An 11,984-nucleotide genomic window follows, 5' to 3' on the forward strand; every position below is an offset into this window, starting at 1 on the left:
AGTGGTCTGGATCAACCGATCAGGCAAGCAATCGGCGTGCAATCACCTGCGCCTGAATTTCGCCGGCACCTTCAAAGATGTTCAGAATGCGCGCATCGCACAGGATCCGGCTGATCTGGTATTCCAGCGCAAAGCCATTGCCGCCGTGGATCTGCAGGGCGTTGTCCGCCGCAGCCCAGGCCACGCGCGCGCCCAGCAGCTTGGCCATGCCAGCTTCAACGTCGCAGCGGTGGCCGTGATCTTTTTCCCAGGCCGAATAGTAGGTCAGCTGACGCGCGACCATGATTTCTACCGCCATCATTGCCAGCTTGTCGGCCACGCGCGGGAAATTGATCAGCGACTTGCCGAACTGCTTGCGGTCTTCGCCATATTGCATCCCGACTTCCAGCGCGTTTTGCGCCACGCCGATGGCGCGGGCAGCGGTCTGGATGCGGGCGGATTCGAAGGTCTTCATCAGCTGCTTGAAGCCTTGCCCTTCAACCCCGCCCAAAAGGTTTTCGGCCTTGATCTTGAACCCGTCGAACCCCAGTTCGAATTCTTTCATGCCGCGATAGCCCAGCACTTCGATTTCGCCGCCGGTCATGCCTTCCGAGGGGAAGGGGTTGTCTTCGGTGCCGCGTTCCTTTTCGGCCAGCATCATCGACAGGCCTTTGTAATCGTCGGTGCTTGGATCGGTGCGAACCAGCATGGTCATCACGTCGGCGCGCGCCGCGTGGGTGATCCATGTCTTGTTGCCGGTCACCGTGTAGGTGTCGCCGTCCTTGATCGCGCGGGTGCGGAGCGAGCCGAGATCGGACCCGGTGTTGGGTTCGGTGAACACGGCGGTCGGCAGGATCTTGGCCGACGCGATCAGGGGAAGCCAGTGATCTTTTTGCGCGTCGGTGCCGCCGCCCAGGATCAGTTCGGCCGCGATTTCCGAGCGTGTGCCAAGCGAACCGACGCCGATGTAACCACGCGACAGTTCTTCGGACACGACGCACATCGACGCCTTGGACAGGCCAAACCCGCCGTATTCCTCGGGGACGGTCAGGCCGAACACGCCCAGTTCGCCCATTTCCTCGAGGATTTCCATCGGGATGTAATCGTCCTTGAGATGCCATTCGTGGGCGTAGGGCGCCACCTTGTCGTCGGCAAACCGGCGGAATTGTTCGCGGATCATCTCCAGCTCTTCGCCCAGCCCGGTCGCGCCAAAGGTCACATGGCCGGAATTCTCGCGCATCAGTTCAACCAGACGCTTGCGGGCGGCGGGCGTGTTGCCTTCGTGGGCCAGCGTGCGCACGGCATCGGTCAGGAAGGCGGCGTGATCTTCGCGCGAACAGCCAAGATGGTGCAGGCGCGTCACCTCGGTTTGGTTCATCGGAATGCCACCGCGGACCTGATCAAGATATTCGCCAAAGGCGATCTGCAGGATCAGCTGTTCCATTTCGCCAAACGTGCCCGCTTCGGCCAGGCGACCGGCCCAGGCGCGCATCTGGCGCAGCGCTTCGACGTAAGTGGCCAGCCATGCAAAACCGTGGACCGATGCCTGGTGTTCATCCAGCTTGGCGGCCGACACCTTTTCGCCGTCGACGACCGTTTCACGCACTGCGTTGCGCGCGGCTTCGGCCAACTGTTCCAGCGGCGTGATCGCGGCCTGGGTCAGGCCGAGAAGATCGTCAAGAATGGGTGTGGACTGAGCATCACGTGGCATGGGCGACTCCCTCGGTTTCGGTGTTCAGTGTGACATATTTTGTTTGCAGTTGCAGCGCAATATAATTTCGATTTCCGCGCGTTCGGCTTTATGAATATGTCTTTACGGAATCCGCGTGTGCGCGGATCACTTTCGGCGTATCCAATCGGGATGGAATTGCTGACTGACTATCTGCCACCTTCGTTACTGCTGTATTCCTTCGCCGTGGCCGTCTTTGCGGGCATCGTGAAAGGCGCGGTGGGGTTTGCGTTGCCTTTGATCATATTTTCGGGCCTGGGATTGATCCTTGATCCCACCGTGGCTTTGGCCGGCCTGGTTCTGGCGACCGTCAGCGGGAACTTTCTGCAAGTGCTGAAATCCGGGCTGGGCGAGGCGTGGCGCGCGATCAAGGACTTTCGCGTCTACATCGGGCTGGTCTGTGTGTTCATTCTGTTGTCAGCGCAGCTGGTGCCCAACTTGGCGCCATCGACGATTTTCCTGGGGCTGGGCGTGCCGATCACGCTGCTTTGCGCGGTGCAACTGGCTGGCCCGCGGTTGATCATCGCTCCGGCGTGGCGGGGCGCGGCGTCTGTCATTGCGGGGGTTATTTCGGGTCTGATGGGCGGAATTGCAGGGACTTGGGGGCCGACAACGGTGCTGTACCTGGTGGCAATTGAAACGCCCAAGTCGCGCCAACTTGCGGTGCAGGGTGTGATTTACGGTCTGGGTTCGCTGATGCTTTTGGCGGGACATTTGCGATCGGGTATCTTGAACGCGCAAAGCCTGCCGTTTTCGGCCGCCATGGTCGTTCCAGTCTTTTTCGGCATGTGGATCGGGTTTCGCATCCACGACCGCATCGAGCAGGAAACCTTCCGCAAAATTACGCTGACGATCTTGCTGATTGCGGGCGTCAATCTGATCCGCCGGGGCATCATGGGGTCATGAAAAAGGCCGGACCCTGTGGCCCGGCCTTTCGATTGTGCCTGGATGTGGCTTAGCCGATCGCAGCGGCTTTCACATCGTCGTCGATATAGGCGACGTACTGTTCGAAGTTCTGTGCAAACATGGCGACCAGTTTTTGCGCCTGCGCGTCGTACGCGTCTTTGTCGGTCCAGGTGCGCCGCGGGTCCAGCAGCACATCTGCAACGCCCTGCACCGCAACCGGGACTTCGAACCCGAAGTTCGGATCCTTGCGGAACTGAACTTCGTTCAGCGAACCGTCCAACGCGGCCGTCAGCAGCGCGCGGGTGGCTTTGATCGGCATCCGCGAACCGGTGCCATAGGCGCCGCCGGTCCAGCCGGTATTGACCAGCCAGCAGGTTGCGCCGTGCTTGGCGATCTTTTCCTGCAGCAGCTTGCCATAGACTTCGGGACGGCGCGGCATGAACGGAGCGCCAAAGCAGGTGCTGAACGTGGGTTCAGGTTCGGTTACGCCGCGTTCGGTTCCGGCAACCTTCGACGTGAAGCCAGACAGGAAGTGGTACATTGCCTGTGCCGGGGTCAGCCGCGCAATCGGGGGCAGCACACCAAACGCGTCACATGTCAGCATGATGATATTCTTGGGGTGACCCCCAAGGGCTGTCTCGGACGCGTTCGAGATGTAGTCGAGCGGATAGGCGCAGCGCATGTTCGCGGTCAGGCTGTCGTCTTCGAAATCCAGATCCAGCGTTTCTTCGTCGAACTTCATGTTTTCGATCACAGTGCCGAATTTGGCCGTGGTCGCATAGATCTCTGGTTCGGCCTCGGACGACAGGTTGATCGTCTTGGCGTAGCAGCCGCCTTCGAAGTTGAACGTGCCGCGGTCGGACCAGCCGTGTTCGTCGTCACCGATCAGAACCCGGTTCGGATCCGCCGACAGCGTGGTCTTGCCGGTGCCTGACAGGCCAAAGAACACAGCCGTATCCACGGGGTTGTTCGGCGCATGGTTGGCCGAACAGTGCATGGCCATGACGCCCTTGCCGGGCAGGATGTAGTTCAGCAGGGTAAAGACCGATTTCTTGTTTTCGCCGGCATAGGCGGTGCCACCGATCAGGATCAGTTTCTTGTCAAAGTTCAGCGCGATCACGGTTTCGCTGCGGCAGCCGTGTTTGGCCGGGTCGGCGCTGAAGCTTGGGCAGTTGATGATGGTGAAATCGGCGGTAAAGCTTTCCAGTTCATCGCGGGCCGGGCGACGCAGCATGTGCCGGATGAACAGCCCGTGCCATGCCAGTTCGGTCACGACGCGCACGTCCAGGCGATGTTCAGGATCGGCGCCGCCGAACAGGTCCTGGACGAAGTATTCCTTGCCCTTCATGTGCTCTAGCATGTCGGCGTGCAGCTGGTCGAACGCGGCCGGCTCCATCGGGGTATTGTTTTCCCACCAGATGCTGTCTTCGACCGATGGCGTGCGCACGACGAACTTGTCTTTGGGCGAGCGACCGGTGTGTTTGCCGGTCGTGCACATGAAGCTGCCGCCCTTGCCGAGCGTGCCTTCGTTGCGCTTGAGCGCTTCTTCGACCAGCGCCGGCTCAATCAGGTTGTAATAGACGTTGCCGAGTCCTTCGATGCCTTGGTCTTCAAGCTTGTAGGCCGGGTTCACGCGTCCGATTGTCATCCTGGTGTCTCCTGACGCTGTTGCGTCTTTAGTAATCGAGTGGGCCGCACGCCACGGCAAAGTGGCGCAAGATTAGTTGGTTTGGGCGCTATAACACGCAACTTTCGCGTTGGAATAGGACGATAACACGCAGTTAGCGCAACCACGTGAATGTTAGCGCAACCAAGGTCCGCGATGCGCTGCCGTCCGCCGAAAGGTGAGACATATTAGCCATTGCTTACGGTTTTTCGCGTTTCCTAGGCTGCACGAGTCTATCTGATTCGCACTTAATTGTTGATTCTGCGTGTATTCCCGGGGAGTATGCCCGAAAAAACAAGCAACAGAGCAGTAAGAGGAATTCTCTCATGTCGAGAATTGCGTTGGTCGATGACGACAGAAATATCCTGACGTCAGTCTCGATGACGCTTGAGGCAGAAGGCTTCGAGGTAGAGACATATAATGATGGCCAGTCCGCGTTGGACGCCTTTAACAAAGGGCTGCCCGACATGGCGGTCTTTGACATCAAGATGCCGCGGATGGACGGGATGGACCTGCTGCAACGCGTGCGTCAGAAAACCAACATGCCTGTTATCTTCCTGACCTCGAAAGACGACGAGATCGACGAAGTGCTGGGCCTGCGCATGGGCGCGGACGACTACGTCAAAAAGCCATTCTCGCAGCGCCTGCTGGTCGAACGCATCCGGGCCTTGTTGCGCCGTCAGGAAGCGCTGGAAACGGGCGAAGTTGCGACTGACGAAGAAAACAAGGTCATGGTGCGCGGTGAATTGTCGATGGACCCGCTGCGCCACGCGGTGACGTGGAAGGGGAATGACGTATCGCTGACCGTGACGGAATTCCTGCTGCTTCAGGCCCTGGCCCAGCGTCCCGGGTTCGTAAAGAGCCGCGATCAATTGATGGATGTCGCCTACGACGATCAGGTCTATGTCGACGATCGGACGATCGACAGCCACATCAAGCGTCTTCGTAAAAAGATGCGCCAGGCTGACGACACCTTTTCGGCAATCGAAACGCTTTACGGTATCGGCTACCGCTACAACGAGGAATAATGACCCTCGCGTCCAAGATAGAGGCAAAGGATCGGGTGTCAGCCCGGGAAGCAGACGTTGTTCTGGGCGACGATTGGGTTGCGCCGGACAAGTCGTCGGATATCGAAATCCGCGCCAACCGGCAAAAACGCGGCCTGATTTCGATCAACCGCTCTCCTTTGGCGCGCAAGATCATCACGTTCAACCTGCTCGCGATCATTCTCATGGTGGCGGGTGTTCTCTATCTGAACCCGTTCCGCGACTCGCTGGTTTCGCAGCGTGAAAAGGCATTGGTGACCGAAGCGCGTCTTGTCGCGGATGCATTCGAGGCGCAGATGCCGACCAGCGGCCCGGTCAGCCTGGCGGCGGGCGAAGGCGTGGATGTCGATGACACCCTGGCCTCGCTGAGCATCGGCGATGGTGTCACGGTCTTTGTCTATGACGTGTCGCAAACGCTTGTGGCCAGCACCGAAGGTCTTGAATTCGCGCCGCAGGAACCCATCGAAGGCCTTGAACGAGACCAGCGATCAACCCTGATCACGGACTTCCTGAACAACGTCTGGCAGACCATCGCGTCTATCGTGTCACCGAACGACGGCGCCAGAAGCCCCGCGTATGATGACGAAGCGCAAGTGCGCAAACTGGTCGCCGACACGCTGGCCGGAACGACCAACATTCACACCGGATATAATGGGGCCGGCAGCACGATTTTCTCGGTCGCGACACCGCTGAGCCACCAGGGCCAGATCATGGGCGCAGTCGCCCTTGTGACGGCTGCGGGCGAAATCGACGACCTGGTGCGGGTCGAACGCGAACAGGTCCTGCAAATGTTCGTCATCGCGATCCTTGTGTCGATCGGGCTCAGCCTTGTTTTGGCGTCGACCATCGCCAACCCTTTGTCCGATCTGGCGGATGCCGCTGAAATCGGGCGGGACAAGAACAGCCGCAAGGTCAATCCCGGCCGCGTCAGGATCCCAGACCTGTCAGGCCGCCCCGATGAGATCGGCCGCCTGTCGGGGGCGTTGCGCGGCATGGTTGGGGCGCTCTACGACCGGATTGATGCGAACGAACAATTCGCCGCTGATGTGGCGCATGAAATCAAGAACCCCCTGGCCTCACTGCGGTCGGCGGTCGGTTCGCTGCGCATGGTGAAGAAGGAAGAGCATCGCGAAAAGTTGCTCGATGTCATCGATCACGACGTGCGGCGCCTTGACCGTCTGGTGAGCGATATTTCCAACGCGTCCCGGCTGGACAGCGAATTGGTCAAAGAGGATGAAGAAGAATTCAACCTTCTGAAGATGCTGGGAAATCTGATTGATTTCCTGAGCCAGGAGGCGCAGGAAAACGGTGTCGAATTCATTGCTGATCTGCCGGCCAAACCTATCGTCATCACCGGGCTTGAAGCCCGGTTGGCACAGGTTTTCGTGAACTTGATCACCAACGCTATTTCCTTCTGTGAAGAAGGCGATGCGATCCGGGTTTGGGTGCGCAAGCGCGAGAACCGGGTGTTGGTCGTGGTCGAGGACACCGGCCCCGGCATTCCCGAACAGGCGCTGACCAAGATTTTCAACCGGTTCTATTCCGAGCGCCCCGAGGGGCAATTCGGCAATAATTCGGGGCTGGGGCTGGCGATTTCCAAACAGATCATCGAAGCGCATGGCGGTGTCATCTGGGCCGAAAATATTCGCCCGACCGACGCTGACATCACGTCGGACCCTCTTGGCGCGCGGTTTGTTGTCGGCCTTCCAGTGTGAGCGAGCCGACCAGTCAGGGGCAGACCACACAGGGCGGTGGCCCTGCCGGTCATGAGATCGTTCATGGAACCTGCGTGGCTGTGGGGCCCAGAGCGGCGCTGATCATCGGCAAAAGCGGGATCGGCAAATCCGCCCTGGCCCTGGAATTGATGGCCTTAGGGGCACATCTGATCGCGGATGACAGGACCGTTGTGTCGCTTGATCATGGCCGCGTGGTTGCCAGCGCGCCGGACACGATCCGTGGCCAGATCGAGGCCCGCGGTATCGGTGTTCTTGGCGTCAAGGCCGCCCCGCCAACGCGGCTGGACGTCGTGATAGACCTGGCACAGCAAGAAGACGCGCGCTTGCCAGAAAGACGGTTTTATTCCCTTATGGGGCAAAACATCCCACTGCTTTACCGGGGGCAGGGCCGTAGTTTCGCTGCAGCCCTGATGGTGTATCTTCAATCGGAACGGATCGACTGATGCCATCTGACGCCAGCACCGATACCGCGCACCCGGCCACGCCGGCGTTGCAAAAGGTTGCGATTGTCACCGGGCCGGCGGGCGCGGGCCGATCGACGGCCATCAATTCGTTGGAAGATTTCGGGTTCGAAGTCATCGACAATTTGCCGCTGTCCTTGATGCCACGCCTTCTGGACGGCCCCCCCCATAGTCGTCCGCTTGCGCTTGGCCTGGATACACGCAACCGCGACTTTTCGGCGAACGCGTTGATAGAGCTTTGTGATGCACTGTCGCGGGACGAGCGCATCGAATTCGAACTGCTATATATCGATTGTGATCCTCAAACGCTGCTCAGACGGTATTCCGAAACACGCCGCCGACATCCTTTGGCCCCCGCAGAAAGCCCGCTTGAGGGGATCGAGCGCGAAATGGATTTGCTCGGGCCGGTCAGAAACCGCGCCGACGTTCTGATCGACACAAGCGAGCTGACGCCGCATGCGTTGCGCGCTGAATTGGGCGCCTGGTTCGCGCAAACACCGGGCGCACGGTTGGCCGTGTCCGTCCAGAGTTTTTCCTACAAGCGCGGCATGCCACGCGGCATGGACATGGTGTTTGATTGCCGTTTCTTGCGAAACCCCTATTGGGAGGCGACCCTGAGCAAGCTGGACGGTCGCGATGATCGCGTCGCCGCCTATGTCGCACAGGATCCGCGGTTTGAGCCATTCTTTGGAAAGGTCCATGATCTGTGCGCCATGTTGATCCCGGCCTATGTCGATGAAGGCAAATCGCACCTGACCATCGGTCTTGGGTGTACCGGGGGGCAACACAGGTCGGTGACTATGGCGGAAAAACTGGGCAAAATGCTTGCAGAGCAAGAATGGCAAGTGTCTATAAGGCATAGGGAACTGGAACGGGATAAGGCCAATCGGCCGATCCAAACGGCGGGGAAATAATCGTGATCGGGATCGTCATCGTTGCGCATGGCGGGTTAGCCCACGAGTATTTGGCAGCGGTCGAACATGTTGTCGGCCGCCAGGAAGGTATCCGCGCAATTTCTATTGCCGCGGACCATGACCGGGCGAACAAGCAGTCGGAAATCTGTGATGCGGCTGATGCGGTCGACAAGGGCGACGGGGTTGTGATGGTGACGGATATGTTTGGCGGATCTCCATCGAACCTGTCGTTGCGGGCCTGCCACCACGCCGACCGAAAGATCATTTACGGCGCGAACCTGCCCATGTTGATCAAGCTGGCCAAATCGCGTCATCTGTCTGTGCCGGATGCGGTCAATTCGTCATTGGCCGCGGGCCGAAAGTACATCGACAGTTTCGATGTGTCCGAACAGTAGGTGGACAATATGGCCGGATCGGTGACCCGCACGCACAAGATCATCAATGAAAAAGGGCTCCATGCGCGTGCCTCGGCCAAACTGGTCGAAGTGGTCGAAGGCCATGACGCAAGCGCCGAAGTCAGCAAAGACGGGCTGAGCGCATCCGGCGACAGCATCATGGGACTTTTGATGTTGGCAGGGTCCAAAGGAACCTCTATTGAGGTGACCACTTCCGGCCCGCAAGCGAACGAGCTGGCTGACGCGATTGAAGCCTTGATCGCCGACAAGTTCGGGGAAGACTTCTGAGCATGCGATGCAAGAACATGTGACAGAAAGAGCCGGCCCCTAAGCAATGACTGACCACCAGCAAGATCAAGTGGCGCCCGAGCAGGGCTATGTGCCCTACGACAAGAAGCGCTTGTCCTATGCGAATACGTTCGAAAACCCGTTCAAGGCCAACACCATTCGCGTGATGGAATGGTTCACGGGAAAGATCACGCTGCTGCGCCTGATCCGCCAATTCGAAAAGACGGGCGTGCCGACGGGTCAGCTTTTTTGGGCGCGCGCGCTTGGGTTGATGGGGATACGGCTGGACACGCCGCCCGAACAGATTGCGCAGATCCCCGCGACAGGCCCGACCATCATCGTCGCCAACCATCCCCATGGCCTGGTCGACGGCATGGTGTTGGCCGAATTGGTCGGCCGCGTAAGAACGGATTACAAAATCCTGGCGCGGTCGCTGCTGACCGGTGTCGAAGAGATTTCAAATTTCCTTCTGCCTGTGCCGTTTCCCCACGAAGAGGGCGCCCTGCAAAAGAGCCTTGATATGCGCAAAGCGGCCATGGCGCGCTTGAAAAGTGGCGGTGTCATCATCTTGTTCCCCTCCGGTGTCGTCGCTTCGTCCGACACAATGTTCGGTCCCGCGATCGAGCGCGAATGGAACCCGTTCACGGCCAAGATGATCCTGCGGTCCGGTGCAACCGTTGTTCCGGTCCGGTTCCGGGGGGAAAATTCGCGGCTCTATCAGATGGCCAACCAGGTGTCCGCGACCCTGAGACAGGGTTTGCTGATCCACGAAGTCGTCCATTCACTGAACAAGCCGCAGGCGCCGGTGATCGGCAAGCCGCTGGGCCCGCGCGAGCTTGCCGAATGGAAAGCCAACCCGCGCGGGCTGGTGGCCCATTTGCGCGAAATGACCTTGGCGCTCTAGCGCGTCGGCACCGGCACGTCGCCGCGATAATCGTAAAACCCGCGCTGCGTTTTGAGCCCCAACCATCCGGCTTCGACATACTTGGTCAGCAAAGGGCAGGGGCGGTATTTGGTGTCGGCCAAACCGTCATGCAGAACGTTCATGATCGCCAGACACGTGTCCAGACCAATGAAATCGGCCAGTTCCAGCGGCCCCATCGGATGGTTGGCCCCCAGTTTCATGGATTCGTCGATCGAGCGGACGTTGCCCACCCCTTCATAGAGCGTGTAGACCGCTTCGTTGATCATCGGCATCAGGATGCGGTTGACGATGAAAGCGGGAAAATCTTCGGCGCTGGCGGCGGTTTTCCCCAGCTTTTCGACCACGGCCAGCAGTGATTGGTAGGTTTCCGCATCCGTGGCAATCCCGCGGATCAGTTCGACAAGCTGCATGACCGGCACCGGGTTCATGAAGTGGAACCCCATGAATTTTTCCGGGCGATCCGTGCGGCTGGCCAAACGGGTGATCGAAATAGACGAGGTGTTCGATGTCAGGATCGTATGGGGTTTCAGATGCGGAATCAGGTCTTCGAAGATGGCATTCTTGACCGTTTCGCGTTCGGTGGCGGCCTCGATAATCAGATCATGCGATCCCAGATCGGTGAGCTTCAACGTTGTGACGATCCGTGACATCGCCGCCTTCATTTCGGCTTCGGTGATCTTGTCGCGGGATACCTGGCGCGACAGGTTTTTTTCAATCGTCGTGATCGCGTCGTTCAATGCCTCTTCGCTGATGTCGGTTATCGTGACGTCATATCCGGCCAAAGCAAAGACATGCGCAATGCCATTTCCCATTTGACCGGCTCCGACGACACCGACGGACTGGATGTCAACACTCATGGTTACCCCCGCGAAATGACTGCACTTTCGACCATATGCGCCCCAACAAAGCCTGCGCAAGGGTTCGAGAAGGTTCAAATTCGACATTTAGCGAAATGGAAACGTGTTTCTGCGAATCTCGATGCGGGTGAAATTGAAATGAGTGGGTGGAAACATGGCCTATGAGAACTTGGGTGAAGGTGCCCTGAACTACTTTCCATGTCGTTACGGCAATTCCAAACTTCTGTTCCGGGGCCCGCGCAAAGCACTGGATGGTGCCTATGTCGCGATGATTGGGGGGACCGAAACCTACGGCAAGTTTGTCGAGCAGCCGTTTCCGGCGCTGGTGGAACGGGATCTGGACATGTCGGTGGCCAATCTTGGATGTGTCAACGCAGGCCCGGATGTTTTCATCAACGATCAAACGGTGATGGATATCTGCAATCGCGCGCGTGCGACGGTGATCCAGGTTTCCGGTGCGCACAACATGTCCAACCGGTTTTATGCCGTACATCCGCGCCGCAACGACCGGTTTCTGCGCGCGTCGACCTTGCTCAAGACCATTTACCGCGAGGTCGATTTTACCGATTTCAACTTCACGCGCCATCTGCTGGGCACGCTTGAGGAGGTGTCGCCCGAGAAATTCGCGATGGTGCGACAGGAACTGAAAGATGCCTGGGTCGCCCGGATGAAGACGATGCTGACCAAGATCGGATCAAAAGTGGTGCTGGTGTGGATGTCGCGCCATTCGCCGGATGACATGCGCCAGACGGCCTGTCTTGGCGGCGATCCTCTCTTTGTCGACCGCAACATGCTGGATCAAATTCGTCCCATGGTCAAAGACATCATCGAAGTTACCGCAACCGAAGACGAGGTCGATGCAGGCTACGACAGGATGGTGTTTCCCGAGATGGACGCGCCAACCGCCCGCGAAATGCTGGGCCCGGTCATTCACGGTCGCGTTGCCAACGAACTGGTAGAACGCCTCAGACCGTTGGTGTGATTCTTACACGGCCTACGCAAAAAGGCCCGCCTTTTTGGCGGGCCTTTTCGGGTTTTGCTTTGGCGGCGGGTCAGAGTTTTTCGGTCAGCTCTGGCACCGC

At 58.8% G+C, this 11,984-nt stretch carries 12 protein-coding genes; 9 read left to right on the forward strand and 3 right to left on the reverse strand.

Annotated elements, in window-relative coordinates:
* Positions 1–19: 19 nt before the first annotated feature.
* Complete coding sequence (locus ACP2AV_RS10335) at positions 20–1,690, reverse strand: acyl-CoA dehydrogenase family protein (RefSeq protein WP_426372622.1); 1,671 nt, start codon at positions 1,688–1,690, stop codon at positions 20–22.
* Between the two features lie 117 nt (positions 1,691–1,807).
* On the opposite strand from ACP2AV_RS10335, the gene ACP2AV_RS10340 reads away from it, so the two are divergent.
* A complete protein-coding gene (locus ACP2AV_RS10340) occupies positions 1,808–2,614 on the forward strand; it encodes a sulfite exporter TauE/SafE family protein (protein ID WP_426372623.1) in 807 nt (268 codons plus the stop codon).
* A gap of 49 nt (positions 2,615–2,663) precedes the next feature.
* Here the strand turns inward: ACP2AV_RS10340 and ACP2AV_RS10345 are convergent, their stop codons facing one another.
* Positions 2,664–4,262 carry a phosphoenolpyruvate carboxykinase gene (locus ACP2AV_RS10345; protein ID WP_426372624.1) on the reverse strand — a complete coding sequence of 533 codons (1,599 nt, stop codon included), beginning with the start codon at positions 4,260–4,262 and terminating at the stop codon, positions 2,664–2,666.
* A gap of 344 nt (positions 4,263–4,606) precedes the next feature.
* Between ACP2AV_RS10345 and ACP2AV_RS10350 the strand changes: the two genes are divergently transcribed.
* Genes ACP2AV_RS10350 through ACP2AV_RS10380 form a run of 7 tightly spaced genes read left to right on the forward strand, consistent with a single transcriptional unit; the run spans position 4,607 to position 10,024 of the window.
* Entirely contained in the window at positions 4,607–5,308 is a 702-nt protein-coding gene (locus tag ACP2AV_RS10350; RefSeq protein ID WP_426372625.1) for a response regulator transcription factor, read from the forward strand.
* On the forward strand, positions 5,308–7,041 hold the full coding sequence (locus ACP2AV_RS10355; RefSeq protein WP_426372626.1) for a sensor N-terminal transmembrane domain-containing protein: 1,734 nt from the start codon (positions 5,308–5,310) through the stop codon (positions 7,039–7,041). The genes ACP2AV_RS10350 and ACP2AV_RS10355 overlap by 1 nt, the downstream gene beginning before the upstream one ends.
* Entirely contained in the window at positions 7,038–7,505 is a 468-nt protein-coding gene (locus ACP2AV_RS10360; protein ID WP_426372627.1) for an HPr kinase/phosphorylase, read from the forward strand. Before ACP2AV_RS10355 ends, ACP2AV_RS10360 begins: the two co-directional genes overlap by 4 nt.
* Positions 7,505–8,437 (forward strand): RNase adapter RapZ, encoded by a 933-nt coding sequence (gene rapZ / locus ACP2AV_RS10365; RefSeq protein WP_426372628.1) that lies wholly within the window; start codon positions 7,505–7,507, stop codon positions 8,435–8,437. Before ACP2AV_RS10360 ends, rapZ begins: the two co-directional genes overlap by 1 nt.
* A 2-nt stretch (positions 8,438–8,439) precedes the next feature.
* Positions 8,440–8,832 carry a PTS sugar transporter subunit IIA gene (locus tag ACP2AV_RS10370; RefSeq protein WP_426372629.1) on the forward strand — a complete coding sequence of 131 codons (393 nt, stop codon included), beginning with the start codon at positions 8,440–8,442 and terminating at the stop codon, positions 8,830–8,832.
* A gap of 9 nt (positions 8,833–8,841) precedes the next feature.
* The gene (locus ACP2AV_RS10375) at positions 8,842–9,120 is read left to right on the forward strand and encodes an HPr family phosphocarrier protein (protein WP_426372630.1); all 279 of its coding nucleotides are present in this window, start codon (positions 8,842–8,844) and stop codon (positions 9,118–9,120) included.
* A gap of 46 nt (positions 9,121–9,166) precedes the next feature.
* Positions 9,167–10,024, forward strand: a complete 858-nt coding sequence (locus ACP2AV_RS10380) for a lysophospholipid acyltransferase family protein (RefSeq protein ID WP_426372631.1) — start codon at positions 9,167–9,169, stop codon at positions 10,022–10,024.
* On the opposite strand, the gene ACP2AV_RS10385 is transcribed toward ACP2AV_RS10380, so the two are convergent.
* Positions 10,021–10,902 (reverse strand): 3-hydroxybutyryl-CoA dehydrogenase, encoded by an 882-nt coding sequence (locus tag ACP2AV_RS10385; RefSeq protein WP_426372632.1) that lies wholly within the window; start codon positions 10,900–10,902, stop codon positions 10,021–10,023. The two genes, ACP2AV_RS10380 and ACP2AV_RS10385, sit on opposite strands and share 4 nt — an antisense overlap.
* 154 nt (positions 10,903–11,056) lie before the next feature.
* Between ACP2AV_RS10385 and ACP2AV_RS10390 the strand changes: the two genes are divergently transcribed.
* Positions 11,057–11,884 carry a DUF6473 family protein gene (locus ACP2AV_RS10390; protein WP_426372633.1) on the forward strand — a complete coding sequence of 276 codons (828 nt, stop codon included), beginning with the start codon at positions 11,057–11,059 and terminating at the stop codon, positions 11,882–11,884.
* Positions 11,885–11,984: the final 100 nt, after the last annotated feature.

The organism is Aliiroseovarius sp. PTFE2010, assembly GCF_049943335.1.
In the GTDB taxonomy this organism is placed as follows: Bacteria; Pseudomonadota; Alphaproteobacteria; order Rhodobacterales; family Rhodobacteraceae; genus JBNFVY01.